This is a genomic window from Roseburia sp. AM23-20, assembly GCF_003470905.1.
Classification (GTDB): Bacteria; Bacillota; Clostridia; order Lachnospirales; family Lachnospiraceae; genus Roseburia; species Roseburia rectibacter.
On record NZ_QRHS01000019.1, the window covers coordinates 67,577 to 91,402 of the forward strand.

Sequence of the window (23,826 nt, forward strand, 5' to 3'; positions counted from 1 at the left end):
TCTAAGCAGGCGGGTAAATGTCTCTCAGAAGAGGGCATTTTTTGTGTTGTGGGATTTTTTATAATGCGCAAAGCAATCAGGCATTGAATTGTTCCAATCCAGCAATTATAATGAAAGACATTAGTTGTTCATGGAAAAGGATGGTTTTGAGATCATCATAAGAAATATTTTTTGAAACTATGATTTGGAAACAGAAAGGACAGACATATGGAACAGGAACAGCAGACACCGCACAAGAGGCGTGTACGTTACAAGGGAAAATACCCCAGGAAGTTTGAAGAGAAATATAAAGAACTTCAGCCGGAAAAATACCAGGATACGATTGAACATGTCATCAAAAAGGGAAACACGCCGGCAGGAATGCATATTTCCATTATGGTGCAGGAAATCCTTGATACCTTAAAGATCCAGCCGGGCGAGACCGGTTTTGATGCTACGTTAGGATATGGAGGGCATACAAAAGCAATGCTTGCCTGTCTGAACGGACAGGGGCATATCTATGCAACCGATGTTGACCCGGAGGAGTCCGCCAAGACGAAAAAGAGACTGGAAGAACTCGGGTACGGAGAGGATATCCTGACGATCCGGCTGCAGAATTTCTGTACGATCGATGAGATCGCAAAAGAAGTCGGCGGTTTTGATTTCATTTTAGCGGATCTGGGTGTATCTTCCATGCAGATCGACAATCCAAAGCGTGGATTTTCATTTAAGGTGGATGGCCCACTTGACCTGCGCTTAAATCAGGAAGCAGGAATCAGCGCGGCAGAACGTCTTGATACCATCACAAGGGAGGAACTTGCCGGAATGCTCTATGAAAATTCCGATGAACCTTACTGTGAGGAGCTTGCGAAGGCGATCACCGACGAGATACGAAAGGGCAGCCGGATCGACACGACGACAAAATTGCGCGAAGTGATTGAAAAAACACTGGATTTTCTGCCGGAAAAAGAAAAAAAGGACACGATCAAAAAGACCTGTCAGCGTACATTTCAGGCACTCCGCATCGATGTGAACCGTGAGTTTGAGGTCTTATATGAATTCATGGAAAAACTGCCAGACGCCTTAAAACCAGGTGGACGTGTGGCGATCCTCACGTTTCATTCCGGGGAGGATAAACTGGTCAAAAAAGCATTAAAAGAAGGCTATCGGGCAGGAATTTATGCAGATTATTCAAAAGATGTTGTAAGACCGAGTGCACAGGAATGTGCACAGAATGGAAGAGCGCGGTCTACGAAGATGCGCTGGGCAGTCCGGGCATAGAAGATTTATTGGTGCTGATATGGTATCATGGATTGAAATAAAAAATGAATGCTCAGATCATGTTAATTACAAACTGGCATGGCTGAAAAAGAAAAAACTGGATGTTTTCATGCATCCAGTTTTTTCTTATACTTCATAACATCAGGATCCGGAAAGAAATTGATACAGAGTAACTGTTTGAAAAACTGCGCAGAAAATCAAACTGGTTGTCTGAAAAAGGAGAAAGTTAGTTATGAGTAATATAAATAATACAAAAGAGCAGTATGAATTAAACCGTGAACTGGCACAGATGTTAAAGGGTGGTGTCATCATGGATGTCACAAATGCCGAGCAGGCAAAAACCGCAGAGGCAGCAGGAGCATGTGCGGTTATGGCATTAGAGCGGATCCCGGCGGATATCAGAGCGGCAGGCGGTGTGGCAAGAATGAGTGATCCGAAGCTGATCAGGGAGATTCAGGGTGCGGTTTCCATTCCGGTTATGGCAAAATGCCGAATCGGTCATTTTGCGGAGGCACAGATCTTACAGGCATTAGAGATCGATTACATTGACGAGAGTGAAGTGCTTTCTCCAGCAGATGATGTTTACCACATTGACAAGACAAAATTTCAGGTGCCGTTTGTCTGCGGAGCAAAAAATTTAGGAGAGGCACTCAGAAGAATCGCTGAGGGTGCAGCGATGATCCGTACCAAAGGGGAACCGGGAACCGGTGATGTGGTTCAGGCGGTACATCATATGAGACTGATCAACTCCGAGATCGCGGCAGTTGCGGCAAAACGTGAAGATGAACTTTTCGAGGCAGCAAAACAGCTTCAGGTTCCATATGATCTAGTAAAATATGTGCATGACCACAAAAAACTTCCGGTTGTAAACTTTGCAGCAGGCGGTGTGGCAACTCCGGCAGATGCGGCACTGATGATGCAGCTTGGCGCTGAGGGCGTATTTGTAGGTTCGGGTATTTTTAAATCCGGCAATCCGGCAAAACGTGCAGCAGCAATCGTACAGGCAGTGACCAATTACAATGATGCAAAACTGATTGCAGAGTTATCTGAAGATTTAGGAGAAGCGATGGTCGGCATCAACGAGGACGAGATACAGCTGCTTATGGCAGAGCGTGGGAAATAAATTGCTCAGAAATGGAGATTAGTGTGAAAAATAAGATTTTTCACACGCAGGATTTGTGCTTACGCACAAACTTGAGATGCGCAAAAAACAGCGCAAGAATGGAGAATATCATGTCAGAAAAAGTATCAATCGGAATCCTTGCGGTGCAGGGCGCATTTGCGGAGCATCAGGCGATGCTTGACGGGCTTGGCGCGGATACATTCCTGATCCGTCAGAAAAAGGATTTGGAAGAGTCTGTGCAGAATGGCGGACTGCAGGGGATCGTGCTTCCCGGAGGTGAAAGCACGGTACAGGGAAAACTGCTTAGAGATCTTGGCATGTCTGACCAGTTAAAAGAACTGATCGAAGCGGGTACACCGGTGCTTGCGACCTGTGCAGGGCTGATCCTTTTAGCAGAGCGTGTTTCCAACGATGACAGAGCGTATTTAAAAACCCTGCCGGTAAGCGTGAAGCGCAACGCCTATGGCAGACAGCTCGGAAGCTTTGTCACGGACGCAGAGATTGCACACATTGGAACTTACCGGATGAATTTTATCCGTGCACCATATATTGATGAAATTTTAAATCCGCAGGTGGAGACATTGGCGATAGTGGATGGCAATACGGTAGCAGTCCGCTACAAAAACCAGCTTGCGCTCAGTTTTCACCCGGAAGTGAGTGAAGATGCAAGGGTGCACGCGTATTTCTTAAATGAAATCGTGCAGGGGGTATAAAAAGGAAGAAATGGGTGAAATGAAGTGAAAACGAAAGAGATTCCCCCATTTTTATCGAAGACCAATGGAGATTTAGAAGAGAATGGGCGAAAGCGTTATAAGGATGAAGCCAATAGCCCGCGAAAATGAAAAAATCAGGGCGAAAACAGGAGAACAGAAGATGTTTTCGCCCGAAATGGCTGTGAAAATGTTAAAAAGAAAGAAGAAATGGGCGAAAGAGACTTGGACAAAGGAACTTTCGCCCATTATATATTGAGGATAGCAGGATGCATGTTATTAAGCTTCCAAAATCAGGAAAAAGGTCCCGCGAAATAGAATTTTTAGAAACAAATAATACTTGACCGCGTGCCGGAGGAAAATGACGCCCGCTATAAAAGAATCGTATTTCAGGACAAAGCGGCAGGCATCAAAGATGCGCTTCGCGCGGAGATTGAAGAGTCCGAAGCGTTGCTCCTGCGGGGAATTTCAAAAGAGGAAAAAGAAATCTTTTTGAGAGTGGCACAGAAAATGCTGGAAAATCTGGATTCTGACTAAACTGCCCCCGTTAAAGTATGTATATATCGGTGTAGAAATGGTAATTCGTGTGAAAGCGTTTTTTCATGAAAAACCACCGAAAGAAAGGAGAAAAAATGAACGAAAATGAACTGATGAGCAGCCTTCCCGTCCCGAAGGCGGTTGCAAAGATGGCGATCCCGAGTGTGATCAGCAGTCTGGTAACAGTTGTATACAACATGGCAGATACTTTTTTTGTCGGACAGACCGGCGATCCGCTGCAGGTGGCGGCAGTCAGCCTGACAAACCCGATCTTTATACTGTTTATGGCATTTGTCAACATGTTTGGAATGGGCGGCAGTGCGGCTGCATCCATGGCGATGGGAGAGAAAAATGAAAAAAGAATGAAACAGGTATCCGCGTTTGTGACATATGCATCCCTGGTCGTCGGTGTAGCACTTGCAGTCATTTTAATGGTATTTATGACGCCAGTTTTAAATATGTTCGGAGCAAACGAGCAGACGTTTCTCTATGCAAAAGGATACACTTTTCACATTGCATACGGGGCGCCGTTTATCATCTGGTCTGCAGCGGCAAGTTTTGTTGTGCGCGCGGAGGGTGCAAGCAAGGAGGCAATGATCGGCAGTATGATCGGCACCGTCGCCAATATCGTGTTAGATCCGGTGTTGATCAGCGGTATGGGGATGGGAGCTGCGGGAGCCGCAGTTGCGACGACAATCGGAAATATTTTGGCAGGCATCTATTACCTGTGGTATTTTTTAAAGAAAAGTAAATGTTTTTCCATCTCTATCAAATATTTTACCTGCAAAGACGGCATTTTGAGCGGAGTATGTGTGACCGGACTGCCGACCGCTGTTTTTTCCATGCTGATGAGTGTGTCCACGATCGTGTTAAACCAGATCTTAGTGGCATACGGCAATGCGCCGGTGGCGGCGATCGGCATCGTGTTTAAGGCAAACATGTTTATCACATTTTTACAGATGGGACTGGCAAACGGAGTGCAGCCGCTTCTGGGATATAACTATGGTTCTGGAGATCACAAGCGGTTTGTTTCCGTGGAACGGTATACAAAAAAATGCTGATCGCCTACATGCTTTCCGGGCCGGTCATAGGGCTGTTATTTGTCAATATGAACTGTATGCAGTCAGTAGGAAATTCATTTCCGGCGACGATACTTTCCGTTATGCGTCAGGGACTGCTTCTGATACCGCTTTTGTACCTGTTAAATGCGTGTATGGGGTTAAACGGTGTCATTTACGGACAGGCATTGACGGATTATGCAGCAGTTATTTTGTCGGCTGTTTTATGGAGGAGAATCAGAAGACGGATTGAAAGACGGTAAGATCGGGCGTATAATAAAGGTGAACGAGCAATTTTGAAACCTGCAGTTATGAAAATTAGTAGGATGAATTTCGTATTTGTCGCATATTATGATTCGGGTGTCAAAAGGTGGTTTTCAATTTTGGGTCTGTCAAATTGCACAAAACCGAACTTGTTTTGTTCCGTTGTCCGAAAATAAGAAAAACTAAGTATGCCTGAATCAGTTTTTCACAGAGTGACGTAAACGGCATTCAACGAGCCTTCCATGGCTCGTGAAGCCTTGTTCTGCCGTCCGTGGCAGAACATTACTGTAAATAGACAGGCATACTAAGATTTTCTAATTTTCTCCCAAAGTCACAAAAACAGTCTCGGCTTTGTGCAATTTGACAATCGCTAAGTTATGAACCACCTTTTGACACCCTAATCATATTATCTCAACTGTAAAAATTGGCATATTGAATTGCAGATTTGCCGTATGATGAATCTTGGGTATAAAAGACCTATGGGGATGGAGGGGAGGAGCGTTATGATCGGTGGCGTGGATGGATACAAATGGAATATCACAGATTCCTATGATAATAATTTAAATCAGCGGAATAATGTTAATAATAAAGATGAACTGGGACAAAAAGGCGCGGTCGATAAATCTAAGACCACAGAGTGCCAGACCTGTAAAAACCGCAAATATGTTGATGGCTCTAACGAAGCGAACGTTTCCTTTAAAAATGCTGCGCATATTTCACCGGAAGCGGCATCTTCTGCTGTCCGGGCACATGAGGGGCAGCATGTTTCCAATGCGTATCACAAAGCTGCCACGCAAAACGGCGAAGTGGTATCTGCATTCGTCAGAGTCCAGACATCGGTCTGCCCGGAATGTGGCCGTTCTTATATTTCCGGTGGTGTGACGGACACACAGATCAGATATTATAATGAGTCGAATCCATACCAGCAGGATTTAAAACAGACAGACGGAATTAAACTGCGTGGGGCAAACGTGGACGAGATTGGCTAGATTTTTCGCACGAAAGCCCCGGCTTGAAAACAATATAAGAATGGAGAATTTTATGTGTACAGCAGCAACTTACCTGACGAAAGACTTTTATTTTGGAAGAACATTAGATTATGAATTTTCTTATGGCGAGGAAATCGCGGTGACACCGCGGAACTATCCATTTCATTTCCGTCACACGGAAAATCTGGAAAAACATTATGCGATCATTGGCATGGCGCACATGGCAGGAGATTATCCGCTTTATTATGATGCGGTGAACGAAAAAGGCGTCGGCATGGCGGGACTTAATTTTGTCGGCAATGCATATTATCATAAGGAAGAAAGCGGTAAAAAAAATGTGGCATCCTTTGAATTTATTCCATGGGTGCTTGCGCAGTGCGCAACGTTAGATGAGGTGCGGGAGCTGATTGCAGATTTAAATATTGTGGATACGCCGTTCAGTGAAAATCTGCCGTCCGGCATGCTACACTGGATCATCTCAGATAAGAGTGGATCGATTACAGTAGAATCCATGAAAGACGGACTGCATATCCATGAAAATCCGGTTGGTGTCCTGACAAACAATCCGCCATTTGAGCAGCAGATGTTTATGCTGAATAATTACATGGGACTGTCACCAAAACAGCCGGAAAATCATTTTACGGATAAACTGGATCTGAATATGTACAGTCGTGGCATGGGAGCATTAGGACTGCCGGGTGATCTTTCATCAGCTTCCCGTTTTGCGAGAGTCGCGTTTACAAAAATGAACGCAGTTTCTGACGATTCCGAGGAGGAGAGTGTGGCACAGTTTTTCCATATCTTAGGATCTGTCGACCAGCAGAGAGGCTGCTGCGAGATATCCGATGGAAAATATGAGATCACGATCTACACCTCCTGCTGTAATGCAAGCCGTGGAATTTATTACTACACCACATATTCCAACAGCCAGATCACGGCGGTGGACATGCACAGAGAAGATCTTGACGGAAGTGTTCCGGTGCATTATCCAATGCTCACAAAACAACAGATCCTGTGGCAGAATTAATCTGGTATCATAGGATACTTACATTCTTTTAAAACAAATTCACAAAAATTTCTTACGGCAGGCGGCATAAACGCCTGCCGGTCATGAATCATATACAGATTACGCTCCCATACAGGCGCACTGATCTGCAGAATCTTCACATCCAGCTTTAATAAAAGATCCATATAAGGAACGACGGCAATGCCAAAACCCTGTGCAGTGAGTCCCGCAATCACCTCGGCTTCCTCTGTCTCATAGGCAATCTGCGGTACTGCATTGATCTGTGAAAACAGATGGTCCACAACGGCACGCATACCGGAACCGTGGGAAAAATAAATCTGTGGATAGATGAGCGTTTCCGTCAATGCAACGGACTGTTTTGCTGCCAGTGGGTGATGGTCTGGAACGATAAGTACCAGATCCTCGTGGGTGATCGGCACAGTGTCTAACGATTCTGTCTCCGGCGGCATGGAACAGAAAATCAGATCATAATCCCTTGCCGAGAGACCGTTGACAAGATCGCCGGTCGAGCCGGTATGAAATGTAAAACGCACATCATGCTCAGGATGGGATGCCAGATAACGCGCGGCAAGCTGCGGAATGAAACTGACACCGAGGGAACGCAGCATGCCAAGCCGGATCAATCCGTCACCGCGTGCGCTCCGCTGCAGGGATGAAACTCCGGAATCCAATGTGGCAAGCGTGCGGTTTGCGCAGATTAAAAACTCTTCCCCAAAACTTGTGAGTGTAGTATTGCGTCCGCTTTTTTCAAAAAGTGCCACGCCAAGTTCTGCCTCCAACTGCGAGATCGCATGGCTTAAACTCGGCTGTGTGATACAAAGTTCATGTGCAGCCTTTGTGTAGTGCTGCATTTTTGCTAAAGTTACAAAATAACGAAGCTGGAATAAGTTCATGGCAATCCTCCTTGTTTTGCGAAGCAAAATCCGAGCCCAATGGCGAGGAGAGGATTTTCCTTCCTGTTTTGCTCATTTTATCACGATTAATAGATACTGTCTATCGAACTATAAAAACTATTGATTTGTTAAATGAATTAGAAAGGTGTAAAGTGTTTCTGAAATTTGGGGATGGCCATAAATGCAGAAGCAGGACTTCTGTAAAAACTTCCCCGGGAGGAAATATTTAAAATGAAAGAAACAGAAATACAGAAAGAAAAATCCCGCCGCACGGTCCGCGGGGAACTTGCACTCATGGTCGCAGTTGCCATCAACAGTCTTGGTGTTGTACTGATGCTGCATTCCGGTGCAGGCATCTCGGCAATATCAAGCGTGCCGTATGCATTTTCCGAAGTTTTCACACGCGTATCGCTTGGAACCTGGACTTATATATTTCAGGGACTTCTGGTGCTAAGTCTCATGATCCTGCGGAAAAAATTTGTGCCGCAGTATCTGTTCAGTTTTGTAGTGGGATTTGCATTCAGCGAATTATTGGATGTGCATGAGAGCTGGATCAATGTTTTGCCGCTGACGCCGGGATATCGTGTAATCTATTTTCTGATCAGTTATATTTTGCTCTGTATTGGAATTGCTTTGTCGAACCGATGCAAACTGCCGATCATACCGACGGATTTATTCCCGAGAGAATTGTCGGATATCACATCCGTTACCTATTCTAAGATCAAAGTTGGATTTGATGTTACCTGCCTTGCCGTGACAGCCGGACTGACCTTTGCATTTTTAGGACATCTTGACGGCCTTGGGATCGGAACTATTTTAGCCGCATTTACTATGGGAAAAGTGATCGGACTGATCGGAAAATGGATGGACAGACATGCCTGCTTTGTATCGTTCATGACACAAAGACAGACAGCCTGAACTAGTGTAATGTATCATTCACATTTCGTATAATTACTTACCTGAATTTTCATCTGCTGTGGCAAATGAAAATTACAAATTTTTCTCAAATGCTTCCACTGCCTTTGCATCTAAGATAGAGGTGCAATGTGGGCAGCGGCAGGCATCGATCGCAATCTCACTTTTACACATCGGACAGATCTTAGTTGGCTTTTTCTCTTCCGGCGCATCTTCTTTGACCGCTAATTTCGATGCAGCGGTATTTAACGCTTTCACCAGTATAAATACAACAAAAGCCATGATCAGGAAATTTATCACAGCAGTCAGAAACTTTCCGTAATTCAATGTGACATCCCCAACAATATTCCAGTGCAGCTTGTCAAAATTCATGCCACCGAAAATTCCAAGAAACGGGTTGATAATATCCTCGACCAGTGACGACACAATACTTGTAAAAGCACCGCCGATAATAATACCGACAGCCATGTCCATCCGAATCGAACCCATCCACATAATTATATCGGCTCAAAATCCCCCCCATAAGACTGTTCATAACAAAAAAGTGTGCTATAATCAAAAACAGGAAATATTTTGAACACAAAAAGAAATAGATAACACAAAAAACAGCAAAAATAGCAGCAAAAAAGAAGGTGTGACACACATGACAATGCAGGAAGCGGTCATAAAAAATATTGATACGGATTACTCGTACCAGCTTGCAAAACGGATGGAGCAGTTTCGCTCAAACGAAAAACTCGGTTACCGTCCTGCGGGTTCGAAGGCAGAATTCCTGACAGGGGAAATGTTAAAGGATGAGATGCAAAAACTTGGACTGTCGGATGTATGTAAAAATGCGGTTACCGTGGATGGCTGGGAGTTTAAAAATGCGGAGCTTACGTTTGAAACGAAAGAGGGAAAAAGGCATACCGCATTGCTCGGGGCATATCAGACAGATTTTGTAACGGACGGTGAGCAGGCATTTTCCCTGATGTATCTTGGAAAGGGAACAGAAGCGGATTATGAAGGGAAAGATGTAACCGGAAAACTGGTGTTAGTGGATATCAACCAGAGAGATGAGTGGTGGATCAATTATCCGGTTTATCAGGCACATTTAAAAGGTGCGGCGGCAGTGATCGCTGTGCAGTGTGGCGGTTATGGAGAAGTCGATGCGAAGGCACTCAACGCACAGGATATCGCCGGACCGGAGGATGCACCGGCATTTTCCATCTCAAGGGAGGATGCTGCATTATTGCGGGAACTGCTGGATGGAGAGAAAGAAGCAACCGTATGGTTGAAGGCCGACAGCAGGGTAAAACGTGACTGCACGACTTATAACATTTCAGGCTGTATTCAGGGAAAACACCCGGAGCGCATGGTATTGTTATCTGCACACTATGACTCCTATTTCAGTGGATTTCAAGATGATAATACGGCAGTCGCCATGATGTTTGGCATTGCAAAAACGCTGATTGAAAGCGGATTCAAGCCGAACAACACGATCGTGTTCTGTGCGATGGCGGCAGAGGAATGGGGCGTTGTTGATTCCAACTTTGACTGGTCGACCGGAGCTTACGAGCAGATTTTTACCGCACATCCGGAATGGGTCGGAAAAGTGATCGCAGATCTGAATTTTGAGCTGCCGGCGCTGGCACACGGCACGCGTGCAAGAATCCGCTGCTGTTATGAATATGTACATTATATAAAAGAATATTTAGACGGACTTCCGGAACTGACAAAGGCTTATCCTGAGATGACAAGCGTGACGGCACCGATCGAAACCTGGTCAGATGATTTTTCGATGGCAATCGCAGGAATCCCTTCCATGGTCAATGATTTTACCGGCGGAAGTTTCATGGAAACACATTACCATTCCCAGTTTGATAATGATGATTTTTATGATGAGGCGGTTTACCGGCTGCACCATGAGCTGTTCACACTGCTGATCTTAGCACTGGATGAAACGGCAGTTGTGCCGCTTGATTTTACACCGGTGTTAGAGCGCATACTTGCCGGAGGCAGTGAAATCACAGCGAAAGTGGAAGAAACACAGGAACAGATCGCTGCAATCACAAAAAAATTAATTCAGGTAACAGAAGAGGCACAGGAAAAAGCAAAACAGTCTTACGAAGAGACTGCCGCTATCAATACCCGCTACCACGCACTTCTTGCAGAAGGTAACATGCAAGAGGCAGAACAGCTCTTTGCGGAAAACAGGGAAAGAGAAAAACAACTGCTTGTAAAATTCAAACAGGAGCAGGATCATTTTGTCCGCATTGACTGGTATGGAGAGGTATTTTTCCCACATGAGATATTGTGGAAAAATATTGGCTTATTGCAGGACTCTGTAAACGCTCTGGAACAATCTGATGTGGATAAAGCACTGGAAAAAATATATCAGGTGGATAACAATGCGTATGCATTTATGTTTGATGAATATGTTTACCGCCATTTTACGGACTATGTGTTCAATCAGCCCAAAGATCGTCTGAAATGGGGTTACGGCAGGCTGTTAGGGCATGAAGATCTCTACCATGTGGTGAAATGCCTGCTGAAAAAGAGAAAAGAAGCAGACACAGATTACCGGGAAGAACTGCATTACTTAAAGGAATGCTATAAAAAACAGACCAGACGTCTCTGCGAGACCTTAAAAGAAATCAGTCAGACGGTAAAGGAAATGTTCTGACACAATAAAAAGGGGATAAGAAAAATATGAAATCGGACAAATTATACCGGGTACAGCGCGAGGACCTGCCAAAATTAGAGCAGCTTTTATACCGCTGTTTTGCGCATGATCCACTCTATGAAACGCTGATCCCGGATGCCGAAATAAGAAAACGGCTGATGCCGGAATTATTTCAATGTGATATGGATGAATTTTATGAGACATGTGAGATTTTTGCGGACAGCGAAGAATTAAACAGCATTCTTGTCGTGTCGGATGAGGCGGAACACATTAATATGTTCCACTTTTTTCTGACGGAGTCATGGGCGACGATCCATACGGACGCTTTCCTGATCAAGGAAGATCCGACACTTGCGACGTTTCACAATTTTATCAAGGGTGGGGATTACCTGAACTCAAGCTGGACCGGTCAGCTGCACCAGACACAGAGACTTCATATTATTTATCTTGCAGTCGATCCGGAAATGCAGCACCATGGGATCGCTGCGAAACTGTTAGATGAAACGATCGCATATGCGCAGGAACACCACATGATGATATCATTGGAAACACACAATGAAAAAAATGTAGATTTTTATAAAAACTTTGGATTTCAGGTGTATGGAATTGTGGAGAAGAACTTCCCACTGAAACAATACTGCCTGATCCGTGAATACCAGTAGAAAAATGACAGGATACTGCGAAAAGTGGTGACCTGTCATTTTCTTTTTTCATATTTGCGCTAATGAAAAAAATGATTCGTCCGATATAAACACTAGAAAGCGAATTTCAAGGAAGAAAGGAGATGCCATTATGCGAGTAGAAGCTTATAATCAGGTGGCACAACTTTACAATAGAGAGAAAACGCAGAAAGTGCAGAACACAAAGCAGATGAGCACCGGACGCGATGAAGTGCAGATCTCTTCTATGGGACGTGATTACCAGATCGCAAAGCAGGCAGTGGCAGATGCTTCGGATATCAGGGAAGATAGAGTCGCACAGCTAAAGGAAAGGTTGGACTCTGGTAATTATAACGTGGATATGAATGATTTCGCGAATAAGTTATTAGAAAAGTACAATGCTTTAGTAAAGTAAAAGTGAGGATGAATCTGTGGCTAGTTTAATGGAAGAGCTTTTGGATGTGCTGGGTAAAGAGGAGAAGCAGTATCAGGAACTGATCACACTTGCGACTGAAAAAACAGACGCAGTGGTGCAGGGCAATATCGAACATCTTACGGATGTTACGACGAGAGAGCAGGATGCTGCGAGCGTGCTTCTTAATCTTTCCAATAAAAGAAACCGTGTCCTGACGGATATGGCGACTGTCTTAGGTCAGAGCCCGGAAGAGATGACGATCACAAAGATGATCGGATATCTTAACAAGCAGCCAAAAGAACAGGAAGCACTTACCAGACAGCGTGACAGGCTGCTTGAGGCCGGTGCTAAGATGCAGCAGCTAAACAGACAGAATGAAGCACTTTTAAAACAGGCATTGGAGATGGTGGAATTTGACCTTACCTTGCTGAGAAGTACGCGACAGGCACCTGAGACTGCCAACTATGATAAGAATGCCTATAATACAGGCGATATCTTAGGCAGCAGTGGATTCGACGCGAAGCAATAGTAAAAGCAGGGAGGAACTACCATGGCAAATGGTTTTGGAAGTATGTTTATCGGCGTAGCCGGTTTACAGAGCAGTCAGAATGCACTTAACGTAACATCAAACAACCTGGCGAACTTAGACACAACAGGATATGTGCGTCAGAGCGTTTTGTTTGCAGACCGTGACTATGTCACATTTAATACAACAGCAGCAATCAGCAATCAGCAATCCGGTCTTGGTGTAACGATCGGAGATGTTGTCCATTCAAGAGATGTATTCTTAGATCGGTTATACCGTACGGAATCAAGCCGTCAGTCTTTTTATGCATCGACCAGTGAGGCACTGACAGAGGTGCAGAACTATTATCAGGAATTAGAGGGACAGGCTTTTCAGGATGCATTAACCGATTTCTGGGGCTCATTTCAGGAGCTTTACAAATACCCGGAGGATAGCGTATATCAGAATCTTGTAGTTCAGAAAGCACAGCTTTTTACGAGCAGATCCAGTGCTGTTTATTCCGGACTTAAGAGTTATCAGTACAACATCAATTCACAGATCTCAGATGATATCGATCAGGTCAATGAACTTGGCAAGACGATCAGTGAGCTGAATCTGCAGATCCAGAAAGTTGAGGCAGGAAATATTGAGACTGCAATGACACTGCGTGATGCAAGAGATCTGGCATTAGATGAATTGGCAAGTCTTGTTGATATTTCCTATAAGGAAGAAACAAATGGTGTTGTGCGTGTCAGCGTGGAAGGCAATGAGTTTGTTAACGAAAACGGCTATTATAAAGTAGAAAAGCAGACAGATAAAGTGACCGGATTTGTAACGCCATACTGGTCACATCTTTCTGACCCGGATAAGGGTGAATATACATATTTGTTTAATTTCAGCCGTGATATTTCCACGGAAAATAAAAATGATATGGGTGAGATTAAGGCGCTTGTGCTTGCAAGAGGAGACAAAGTTGCAAATTACAAGGATATCGTTGGATTAGACGGAAAGACCTATGATGATACAACCGGCATGTCAGTTATGCTTCGTGCCGAGGCACAGATAGATCAGTTATTCCATGGAATCGCAACAGCGATCAACGATATTTTATGCCCGAATACAGAAGCATCAAATTATATTACAGGCCTGACAGGAAATAATTCCGTTACCATGACGGATGCAGATGGCAATACTTATACGGTAACAGCAAATACAAAGATCTTAGATGCAGATAAATGCGCAGTGGGATCAGATGGCAAACTTCCGCCACAGGAGTTATTTACAAGACTTGGAACGGAACGTTATACGGAGGTTTCCTATACAGATCCGGCTTCTGGTGAGACAAAGACCTATTATTTATACAATGAAGAAGATCCGGCTGATACAACAAAGCAGTACACGATGGGAAGTACAAGTGTGAACAGCGCATTGATCACAGATGAAACACTACTTCCACATTTACGGCAGAATGGAGATGTAGACCAGTCACTGATGGCAACACTTGCAGCAGTATGGGATAAAGAAAGCCTTTCTGTCAATCCGAATGATACAAAGAAATACAGCTTTAAGGATTATTATGCAGCCATGATAGGAGAGGTTGCTACCTACGGAAATGTATACAACTCTACTGCAACTAATCTTTCACAGACAGTACAGTCGGTTGATAACCAGAGACAGCAGGTGATCGGCGTTTCTTCCGATGAGGAACTGACATACATGATCAAATATCAGAACGCATACAATGCATCCAGCCGTTTTATTAATGTTATTAATGAGATGATCGAGCATCTGATCACACAGCTTGGATAGCAGCATAGGAGGTTAACATGCCATCAACATTTTTTGGATTAACGATTGCATCTTCAGGATTAAGTGCATATCAGGTTGCCTTAAATACGAGTGCAAATAATATATCGAATGTACAGACAAAAGGATACAGCAAACAGCAGGCAAACCGTGTTGCTTCCGAGTCTATTCGTGCCTATGCAAAATACGGCAGTATGGGAACCGGTGTTACGACCGAGTCCGTAAAACAGCTTCGCAACCAGTATTATGACAACAAATACTGGTACAACCAGTCATCTGTCGGTTTATATGAGACGAAGCTCAATTACCTGAAGCAGATTGAAAATTATTTTATTGATGATGATTCTTCCAAAGGTTTTTCAACAATCTTAAACACGATGTTTAATGACTTAGATACCTTAAAGAACAATGCCGGAGATGTGAATACACGTCAGCAGTTTATCGGAAGTGCCCAGAACTTTGCAACATTCTTTAACAGCGTTGCATCCGGTCTGGGAGATATTCAGAATAATGCCAACGAGGAGATCAAGTCCACGGTTCAGAATATCAATTCCATCGCAGAAAAGATTGCAAGTTTAAATCATCAGATCAACGTCATTGAGATCCAGGGCGGTTATGCAAACGAGCTTCGTGACCAGAGAGCACTGTTGATCGATGAGTTATCCGAAATTGTTCCGACAGAGGCAGAGGAACTTCCGGTACAGAATTCAAATGATCCGGAACTGCCAACAGGTGCCAATTACTTTACAGTTAAGATTGGTGGACAGGTATTAGTCGATACCTACGATTATGAAACATTACAATGCGTTGCAAGGGAAAATAAAGTAAACCAGTCCGATATGGATGGCTTATATGATGTTAAATGGGAAAAAACCGGAAACAGTTTCAAAGCGGGAGCAAGTTCCATGTCAGGTACCTTAAAGGCATTGTTTGATATCCGTGATGGTAATAACGGAGAGAACTTTACCGGTGAGGCAAGAGTGATCGACAGCAAACATGTGAAAGTTGTCAGTCCTTCCATCACAGACATTGAGGCAATGACGGTGCCTGAGAGCGGTACACTTACCATTTACGGAAAAGATTACAATTATACAAACTTTACTTTTGAGACAGACGCCAATGGCAAGATCACATCCTATACTTTCGAACTTGAGGATGCATTAAGCCAGCAGCAGTCCAATAAGGTAGATGGCATGCAGGCATCCATCGGAAACTCTGTTGATACCATGGGTGTTCCGTATTACATGTCACAGATGAACCAGTTTTTACGTTCTTTCTGTTCTTTGTTTAATGATATTATGTTAAAAGGACAGGATTTAGACGGAAATGCAACCGATTATTATTCATTCTTTACCGGGGCAGATCAGGTAACCGGCGAGGAATATGCATTAGGAAAGAGCGATAAGAATAATGGAAACACAACAGACTGCGGCGCAAGCTCCTATTACAAACTGACAGCATCCAATATCTGTGTATCTTCCATTTGTGTAAAAGATTCTTCCAAGCTGGCTGCACAGTATAAGGCAGATACAGAGGAAGGTGTAGATAAGTATAAACTGGTGGAAGATCTGGCAAAATTAAAGAGTGATACGGTTTTATTCCGTGCAGGAAATGCATCAGGATTCCTGAAATGTATGATTTCTGATATCTCCATTGATACACAGCAGTCTACGATCTTCAGCAACAATTATACAAATATACAGGCAGCGCTTGAGACACAGAGAATGTCTGTTTCCGGTGTGGATGAGGATGAGGAAGCACTTGATCTGATCAAGTTCCAGAATGCCTACAATTTATCATCTAAAATGATCTCAGTTATGGCAGAAGTATATGACAAACTGATCGAGGAAACCGGAGTATAAACGGATTTATAACAGGAGGAAATGGCAATGCGTATTACAAATAATATCATATTGCATAATACATCCATTAATATCAATGGAAATAAAGGAAATGTGGACACACTGAACAATCAGATGACCAGCCAGAAAAAAATACAGCGTCCTTCCGATGACCCGGTAACGGCGATCCGTGCACTCCGTCTGCGCAGTACCTTAAGCGAGATCGACCAGTACTACGAGAAGAACATTCCAGATGCAGAATCATGGCTGGATGTAACGGAGACTGCAATCTCCAGTATGCAGGACGTTATCAAGACGATCCGTACCCAGTGTGAATACGGCGCACAGGATTCACTTACAACAGACAACAGAAAAACGATCCTGACACAGCTGGAAAAACTGCGTGATAAATTATATTCAGAAGGAAATGCGGATTATGCCGGCAGAACGGTATTTACCGGATACCGCACAAATAAAAAGCTGACATTTACGGAAGACGAACAAAAGACTTCATACGAGATCGACCAGAAGATGTCGTATGCTGATCTGCAGGAACACCGGTATTATGGAAATGATGTTACAGTTCCGGGAAATAAGGCAGATGTGTTAGATGGCACAAAGATCGCTTCTCCAACCCAGGCTGCTTATAATAGAATCCGTCTTGGCTATGACAGCATTGACAGCCTGGATGTGACAGATGCAGCAGGAACTACCACAAAAACCTCTGCAAATGGCAGCACGGTAACGATCAGTTACAATTATACAGATACAACAGGGACAACGCCTGTCAATAAGACGGGAAATATGAATGTTACCGTATATGATTCTTATGATAAATGGTTAGAAGCATCCACGAAAACACCAAAATCATATGACATTGCAGATGGAGAGGCAGTGCTGATCCGTAATACCGGAGAAATGGTATTCAGCAAAACAGCAGCAGATACACTTTCCACTAATAAAGCATCTTTGGATATTTCCTATACAAAGACCGGATTTACAAATGGTGAACTTCGTCCGGAATATTATTACAACTGCACGAATATTACAGATACGAACAATAAGTTAAAGTATGAGAAATATGATAAAGATGGCAATCAGATCTATCAGGATATCGATTATGTAGTGGCTGCAAACCAGACACTTACTGTCAATACAGAGGCATCAAATGTATTTGATCACGGACTCAGCAGGGATGTGGATGAGCTGATCGATGCTGTACAGCGTTCGCTTGACGCAGAACAGAAAGTGACAGATTTAAATGCCATGAAGAAAATGCAGGAATATTCTTCGGATGACTGTCAGGCAAAATTAGAAGAGTGGATCGCAGCAGCGAAAAAAGAGCGCGATTATGCCAATGATAATATGCAAAAGCTCTATAACAGCTACATTGGAAACTGCGATACCTATCTGCAGAAGGTCAATCTTGCATTAACAGATGTCGGAAGTAAAGGACAGAGTCTTGCGTTGACGAAAAACCGTATGTCAAATGAGCAGGAAACGATGGAAGAGTTAAAGTCCAAGAATGAAGACCGAGAACTTTCAGATATCATTCTGGAGTATACAGCGGCATACACTGCTTATCAGTCATCACTGCAGGCAGCTTCCAAAGTAAATCAGGTGACACTGCTCAGCTATCTGTAAAATAGATTAACAGTAAAATGACAGCACTATTTTTAGAATGCGTGTCGTGATCATACAGACTGCATCAGGAGGAAAAGGGAATGAAAGCGAACACAAGGCTTTTTGGGGAGATAGATATCGATGAGGAGAAGATCATCACTTTAGAGAATGGAATGATCGGATTTCCGGATCTGAGAAAATTTACACTGATTTTTGACAAGGAAAAAGAAAGAACACCATCCTCGATCATGTGGTTTCAGTCCATGGATGAACCGGAAGTTGCTTTTCCGGTCATGCATCCAAATGAACTGAAACCGGATTATGCACCATCGGTCAGCGATGAAATGCTGATCCCACTTGGAGATCTTACAGAAGATAATACTTACATACTTGTAACGCTGACAGCAGCGGCGGATAAGAAAGATACGACTGTCAATTTAAAGGCACCTTTGGTGATCAATACAGATACCAGAAAAGGCTGTCAGGTGATTGTGGAAGATGATTATCCAATCAAGTTTAATGTATATGAAGCCGTAAAAGGCAGAAAGAAAGCAGAGGAATAAAAATGCTGGCATTGACACGAAAAAAAGGTGAGTCTCTGGTGGTAAATAACAATATCGAGATCACAGTACTTGAAATCCGCGGAGATCAGGTGAAAATCGGCATATCTGCGCCAAAAGAAGTGCCGATATACCGCAAGGAAGTATATCTTCAGATTCAGAATGAAAATAAGGCAGCTCTCAATATCGATGCGATCGCATCTTTAAAGGATCTGCTCTAAGAAAATACCGGAGCACATAATTCACAATAATAGAATGACCGCTGAGCGTACATTGTTACTGTTCACTCGTACCTCGTTCCGTGCATTCTGTTATACAGGCAGAAAAATGCGGCTCCGGTATTAATTTTATACGCAAAGAAACCGATATAAATCACAGATTAAGTAGATTAGCATACAGGCCACAAGATAGCCGGCATGCACAGATAGACACAGGGAAGTGTGAATCACAGCAGAAAGAAGCTGAGAATACCATGGAAACGGAGGTCAGAATCATGGGAGTTCAACGGATACAGGAAACATCGACAGCATCTTACGGCAAATCCGTAGAGGCAGCTGCAGCAGGAAATAGCAGTGCTGCAGGCAGCGGAAGTGCTACAGGCGGCACAACGCAGACAGTGGAGAACATCACGACTCCATGGAAGGCAGAAAACAAAAACAGTACGGATACCAAAAACAGTCTGAGTGCCAGAAACGACAAGGATGAGGAGCAGGAAACACTCGTAGGAGCAGGAAATAACACCCAGATCCGGAAAGCTGTAGAAGAGATCAATAAGAGAGCACACAATTCGGAAGCAGTCTTTGGCATCCACGATGCCACGAACCGCGTTATGATCAAGATTGTGGACAAGGACACAAAAGAAGTCTTAAAGGAATATCCGCCTGAGAAAACACTTGACATGATCGCAAAAGTCTGGGAAGTCGCAGGACTTTTAGTGGATGAGAAGATGTAAACAAAAATAGAAATAAAGGCAGCACAGACTGTCGGCAGCTATATCAAATACAGGAAGAACAACAGATGAGAGTTTTCATCAGATAGGAGTGATAATATGCCAATCAGAATTACCGGTTTAGCATCAGGTCTTGATACAGAGTCCATTATTTCTGCTCTGGTATCATCCTACAATTACAAGACCAACAAATACAAAAAGGCACAGACAAAATTATCCTGGAAACAGGATGCGTGGAAATCTTTGAATACGAAGATTTACAGTCTTTACAGCAGCGTCGGCAGCATGAAATTATCTACCGCATATAATTTAAAATCAACAACTGTTTCCGATTCTACCAAAGCAACGGTAAAGGCAGGAAATAATGCACCGACCGGAACACAACAGCTAAATATTCTTAAAGTTGCGCAGGCGGGTTATCTGACCGGAGCACAGCTTTCAAGCAAGACGACGACATCCACAACACTTGCTGAACTAGGTTATACAGGTGGAGATGCAAAGATCAATCTGACAAAGGGTGATGGTACAACAAAAGAGATTACAGTGACACAGGGATCGACTGTTGGTGATGTGATCGCTTCATTAAAAGATGCCGGTGTCAGTGCAAACTTTGATGAGACAAATCATCGTATCTTCATTAGTTCTAAAGATACCGGAAAAGATAATGATTTCACTCTGACCGGTGGAAATACAGAAGGTGCAAGAGCACTGTATCAGATGGGACTGGCTGTTGGCTCAGATGCGACGAATGCAACATACAAGTCTTATACACAGTACTATGATGCAAATGACACTAAGTTGGAGCAGAATGTAGTGAAGGCCATTCAGAAATATCAGGATGCGCAGAAAGCATATAAGACAGCATCAGGACAGAATGCGAATCTTTCATCTGCATATGGATATGCAGCGGCATATACAGAGATGATGGATGCGTTAAAAAACAGTGGTTTATCTGCTGATGATCAGAAGAAACTTAAAACTTTACTTGGCATGAGTGCAACCCAGAGAGTGAATTCTGTGATGGATGCGGCTGGGAATGTATATACAGAAGCAGGTAAAGATGCAGATGGTAATACGATTTACGCGTATGATAATAATGGAACCAAACAGTATATACAGAAAGTTGTAACTTATCAGGGAAGCGATAATCTTACCTATACAGCGAATGATGACGGAACTTATACAGATAAAGATGGTCATGTCTGGACAGCAACCGGTGATAAGGATGATGATGGAAATGCAAAATATTCTTATATCTCAGATGATGGCACGACACAGACGATCAGTATCAAAGAAAATGTGGCATATTATAATGCTACAGGTACATCGCATAAGATTGGGGATAAGTATACAGATAAAAACGGAGTTGTGTATACACCGAATGATAACGGAACATATGCAGGAACAGATGGAAAAAATTATATATTAGACGGAACCACTTTTAAGGAAGTAGATAGTGATAAAAATGTAGTCAGTGGTGGAAAAACAGTTGCTGTGTCAGATTGTACAACAGAAGATATTACAGAGATGAAATATACACAGGGAACTGCAGCAACAGGTATCGAACGTTCCGCAGATGTACTCAGTAAGATTAGAGAGGATAAGAAGGATACACTTACCGATGAGGTTGTTTCTAAATTGACATCTAATATTGAGAAAGTCAATGTGTATGAAAGTGCAGAGGATTCACTGGCTGCTGATGATGAATATTCCAGAAAGAATATCATTGATTCCATTCAGCAGGCATATCAAACAGGTAAAGCAAGTGATGTTACAAAGGTGACAAACAAATATGCGGAGGTCATTACAAAGAATCAGACGACCATGACCACAGCACAGAAAACGATGGATGATAATTCGGTACTTGCAGATCTGGCTGCAATGGATTCAACTTCATCAGACTATACAACAGCATTAACTGCATTTGTAAAGAAAGTACAGAATTCAAAAGAAATTATGGATCAGAGCTCTCAATATACCAATTCAGGTGCTAAGAAGATTGATGGCTGTGATTCTGAAATTAAATTAAACGGTATTACATACACCAGTTCACTGAATACCTACTCTATCAACGGACTTTCCATTACTGCAATGCAGGCAACCGGAGATGGGGATACCAATGCGATTACCGTCACAACTGCGACCGATACACAGGCAATTTACGATAAGATCAAGAGTTTCCTGACACAGTACAATTCTCTGATCAACGAAATGACATCACTTTACAATGCGGATACAGCAAAGGGATATGAGCCTTTGACAGATGATGAAAAGAGTGCAATGTCTGATTCAGAAGTTGAGAAGTGGGAAGAGAAAATTAAATCTTCATTGCTCCGTCGTGATGACAGTCTGGAAAGTGTCATGAATCTGATGACGAATGCCATGAGTCAGCCGGTTACGATTGATGGCAAGAAATATTATCTGTCAAGTTTTGGAATCAAGACACTGGGTTTCTTGAATGCACCGGAGAATCAGCAGAATGCATATCATATTGACGGTGATGAGGACGATACAGCAACTTCCGGAAACGAAGATAAGCTGATGGCAATGATCAACTCTGATCCGGATACGGTCGTTTCCTTTATGCAGCAGCTTACAACCAATTTATACGATGCAATTGGAACGAAGATGAAATCTTCAACTTTAAGCAGTATTTATAAAGTATACAATGATAAAGAGATGGCATCCGAATACAGTGATTACACCACTACGATCAAGAAGTGGGAACAGAAGCTGCAGGATCAGGAAGATGCATATTACAAGAAGTTCTCTGCAATGGAGACAGCATTGTCTAAATTACAGAGCCAGACATCTTCATTATCCAACCTGTTCGGAAGCTGATAAAATTGCTGAAAATGGTGGTAAAATAAAAAAGAGAGTGATAAAATTTAAATATCTGCCCCACATAGATGTGGGACAGATATTTGTGACATAAAGAAAATTATATCTAAAATTATATAATACATGGAGGAAATGATTTATGCTGGCTAACAAAGGATACGCAGCGTATGCAAACAACAAAGTTATGACTGCATCACCGGCGGAACTGACGCTGATGCTTTATGAAGGAGCGATAAAGTTTGCAAATATTGCGATTGAAGCGATTGAGGCGAAAGATATTCAGAAAGCTCATGATAATATTATGAAAGTAGAGCACATTATAGAAGAGTTCCAGAGTACATTAAATCATAAATATCCGGTGGCAAAAGACTTTGATGAGGTGTATAATTATCTGATGATGCGCTTACAGGAAGCAAACATGAAAAAAGATAAGGAAATCATGGAAGAAGTATTGAAACATCTTCGTACCATGCGTGATACCTGGAAACAGGTTATGAAGCTGGCACATACACAGCAGTAAGGATATGGAAAATATGGAGAAAAACCAATATATTCCGGTTATGATACAGAGCCTGAAAAAAAAGAGTGAGATATTAGATGCCATTATGGAATTAAATATCAGGCAGAGTGAGGAATTGGAAAATCCGGCATTAGATCCGGATGATTTTGATAAGACAGTAGAGGAAAAGTCAAAGCAGATCGAACAGCTGGATCTATTAGATGATGGTTTTCAGGAACTGTTTGACCGGGTAAAAGATGACTTGAAGAATCATCAGGATCTTTATCGTGATGAAATAGCGCAGATGCAGGATTATATCCGTAAATTAACCAGTAAAAGTGCAACCATACAGGTACAGGAAGCACGCAATAAAGATTTAATGACAAAAAAATTTGCATCTGTACATAAACAGGTCAGAGAAGTCCGCAAGAGCCAGCGTGTTGTAAATCAGTATTATAAAAATATGATGAAGACAAACTATGGCGAGCCGGTGTTTACGGATAAGAAAAAATAGGAACAAATAGAGATAGAAAAAAGAAAAAATTTCTTTTTTACTATAAAGTATCGGGATGAACATCCGATATAAGTACCAAGTGAACAGAAAAAAGTTACTTAAGGGCAGAACAGACCAGAGCGTACGGCTGGAATGGGAAGCACGGTAAAATGACATGCGGCATGGAAGCCGCA

Annotated in this window: 24 protein-coding genes; 22 read left to right on the top strand and 2 right to left on the bottom strand. The window is 42.9% G+C overall.

Features of this window, described 5'->3' with window-relative positions:
- The first annotated feature begins 207 nt into the window (after window positions 1–207).
- The 8 genes from rsmH to bsh all read left to right on the top strand — a co-directional run bounded on the left by rsmH (window position 208) and on the right by bsh (window position 6,968).
- A complete protein-coding gene (rsmH, locus tag DW650_RS14090) occupies window positions 208–1,260 on the top strand; it encodes a 16S rRNA (cytosine(1402)-N(4))-methyltransferase RsmH (protein WP_118210272.1) in 1,053 nt (350 codons plus the stop codon).
- Window positions 1,261–1,492: 232 nt separating this feature from the next.
- Entirely contained in the window at window positions 1,493–2,383 is an 891-nt protein-coding gene (pdxS, locus tag DW650_RS14095; protein ID WP_006857384.1) for a pyridoxal 5'-phosphate synthase lyase subunit PdxS, read from the top strand.
- A gap of 110 nt (window positions 2,384–2,493) precedes the next feature.
- Window positions 2,494–3,096 (top strand): pyridoxal 5'-phosphate synthase glutaminase subunit PdxT, encoded by a 603-nt coding sequence (gene pdxT / locus DW650_RS14100; RefSeq protein WP_022113101.1) that lies wholly within the window; start codon window positions 2,494–2,496, stop codon window positions 3,094–3,096.
- Window positions 3,097–3,441: 345 nt separating this feature from the next.
- Entirely contained in the window at window positions 3,442–3,630 is a 189-nt protein-coding gene (locus DW650_RS14105) for a hypothetical protein (RefSeq protein WP_118210273.1), read from the top strand.
- 95 nt (window positions 3,631–3,725) lie between these two features.
- The gene (locus DW650_RS14110) at window positions 3,726–4,691 is read left to right on the top strand and encodes an MATE family efflux transporter (protein ID WP_243102971.1); all 966 of its coding nucleotides are present in this window, start codon (window positions 3,726–3,728) and stop codon (window positions 4,689–4,691) included.
- Complete coding sequence (locus DW650_RS20115) at window positions 4,685–4,951, top strand: hypothetical protein (protein ID WP_243102972.1); 267 nt, start codon at window positions 4,685–4,687, stop codon at window positions 4,949–4,951. Before DW650_RS14110 ends, DW650_RS20115 begins: the two co-directional genes overlap by 7 nt.
- A gap of 453 nt (window positions 4,952–5,404) precedes the next feature.
- Window positions 5,405–5,941: a hypothetical protein gene (locus DW650_RS14115; RefSeq protein WP_118210274.1), complete on the top strand. Its 537-nt coding sequence runs from the start codon at window positions 5,405–5,407 to the stop codon at window positions 5,939–5,941.
- 52 nt (window positions 5,942–5,993) lie between these two features.
- Window positions 5,994–6,968: a choloylglycine hydrolase gene (gene bsh / locus DW650_RS14120; RefSeq protein WP_199654286.1), complete on the top strand. Its 975-nt coding sequence runs from the start codon at window positions 5,994–5,996 to the stop codon at window positions 6,966–6,968.
- On the opposite strand, the gene DW650_RS14125 is transcribed toward bsh, so the two are convergent.
- Window positions 6,965–7,861, bottom strand: coding sequence for a LysR family transcriptional regulator (locus DW650_RS14125; protein ID WP_117920142.1), 897 nt, complete (start codon window positions 7,859–7,861; stop codon window positions 6,965–6,967). The two genes, bsh and DW650_RS14125, sit on opposite strands and share 4 nt — an antisense overlap.
- A gap of 231 nt (window positions 7,862–8,092) precedes the next feature.
- Between DW650_RS14125 and DW650_RS14130 the strand changes: the two genes are divergently transcribed.
- Window positions 8,093–8,779: a DUF6198 family protein gene (locus DW650_RS14130; protein WP_006857379.1), complete on the top strand. Its 687-nt coding sequence runs from the start codon at window positions 8,093–8,095 to the stop codon at window positions 8,777–8,779.
- A 72-nt stretch (window positions 8,780–8,851) separates the two neighbouring features.
- Here the strand turns inward: DW650_RS14130 and mscL are convergent, their stop codons facing one another.
- Window positions 8,852–9,271, bottom strand: a complete 420-nt coding sequence (mscL, locus tag DW650_RS14135; RefSeq protein ID WP_118210276.1) for a large conductance mechanosensitive channel protein MscL — start codon at window positions 9,269–9,271, stop codon at window positions 8,852–8,854.
- Window positions 9,272–9,419: 148 nt separating this feature from the next.
- Between mscL and DW650_RS14140 the strand changes: the two genes are divergently transcribed.
- The 13 genes from DW650_RS14140 (at window position 9,420) to flgN (ending at window position 23,653) form a co-directional block, all read left to right on the top strand.
- Complete coding sequence (locus tag DW650_RS14140; RefSeq protein ID WP_243102973.1) at window positions 9,420–11,441, top strand: M28 family peptidase; 2,022 nt, start codon at window positions 9,420–9,422, stop codon at window positions 11,439–11,441.
- Window positions 11,442–11,467: 26 nt separating this feature from the next.
- Window positions 11,468–12,103, top strand: coding sequence for a GNAT family N-acetyltransferase (locus DW650_RS14145; RefSeq protein ID WP_118210277.1), 636 nt, complete (start codon window positions 11,468–11,470; stop codon window positions 12,101–12,103).
- Between the two features lie 130 nt (window positions 12,104–12,233).
- Complete coding sequence (gene flgM, locus DW650_RS14150; protein ID WP_006857376.1) at window positions 12,234–12,515, top strand: flagellar biosynthesis anti-sigma factor FlgM; 282 nt, start codon at window positions 12,234–12,236, stop codon at window positions 12,513–12,515.
- Window positions 12,516–12,543: 28 nt separating this feature from the next.
- On the top strand, window positions 12,544–13,044 hold the full coding sequence (locus DW650_RS14155; RefSeq protein WP_006857375.1) for a flagellar protein FlgN: 501 nt from the start codon (window positions 12,544–12,546) through the stop codon (window positions 13,042–13,044).
- A 21-nt stretch (window positions 13,045–13,065) separates the two neighbouring features.
- On the top strand, window positions 13,066–14,829 hold the full coding sequence (gene flgK, locus DW650_RS14160) for a flagellar hook-associated protein FlgK (RefSeq protein WP_118210278.1): 1,764 nt from the start codon (window positions 13,066–13,068) through the stop codon (window positions 14,827–14,829).
- 17 nt (window positions 14,830–14,846) lie between these two features.
- On the top strand, window positions 14,847–16,688 hold the full coding sequence (flgK, locus tag DW650_RS14165; RefSeq protein ID WP_118210279.1) for a flagellar hook-associated protein FlgK: 1,842 nt from the start codon (window positions 14,847–14,849) through the stop codon (window positions 16,686–16,688).
- A 27-nt stretch (window positions 16,689–16,715) separates the two neighbouring features.
- Window positions 16,716–18,311, top strand: coding sequence for a flagellin N-terminal helical domain-containing protein (locus DW650_RS14170; RefSeq protein WP_243091578.1), 1,596 nt, complete (start codon window positions 16,716–16,718; stop codon window positions 18,309–18,311).
- A gap of 80 nt (window positions 18,312–18,391) precedes the next feature.
- Window positions 18,392–18,853: a flagellar assembly protein FliW gene (fliW, locus tag DW650_RS14175; RefSeq protein WP_015559706.1), complete on the top strand. Its 462-nt coding sequence runs from the start codon at window positions 18,392–18,394 to the stop codon at window positions 18,851–18,853.
- A gap of 2 nt (window positions 18,854–18,855) precedes the next feature.
- Window positions 18,856–19,071 (top strand): carbon storage regulator CsrA, encoded by a 216-nt coding sequence (gene csrA / locus DW650_RS14180; RefSeq protein WP_006857370.1) that lies wholly within the window; start codon window positions 18,856–18,858, stop codon window positions 19,069–19,071.
- Between the two features lie 272 nt (window positions 19,072–19,343).
- Window positions 19,344–19,802 (top strand): flagellar protein FlaG, encoded by a 459-nt coding sequence (locus DW650_RS14185; RefSeq protein WP_241070860.1) that lies wholly within the window; start codon window positions 19,344–19,346, stop codon window positions 19,800–19,802.
- A gap of 96 nt (window positions 19,803–19,898) precedes the next feature.
- Window positions 19,899–22,640, top strand: a complete 2,742-nt coding sequence (gene fliD / locus DW650_RS14190; protein WP_118210281.1) for a flagellar filament capping protein FliD — start codon at window positions 19,899–19,901, stop codon at window positions 22,638–22,640.
- Window positions 22,641–22,779: 139 nt separating this feature from the next.
- A complete protein-coding gene (fliS, locus tag DW650_RS14195) occupies window positions 22,780–23,160 on the top strand; it encodes a flagellar export chaperone FliS (protein WP_006857366.1) in 381 nt (126 codons plus the stop codon).
- Window positions 23,161–23,164: 4 nt separating this feature from the next.
- Window positions 23,165–23,653, top strand: a complete 489-nt coding sequence (flgN, locus tag DW650_RS14200) for a flagellar export chaperone FlgN (protein ID WP_118210282.1) — start codon at window positions 23,165–23,167, stop codon at window positions 23,651–23,653.
- The last annotated feature ends 173 nt before the right edge of the window (window positions 23,654–23,826 follow it).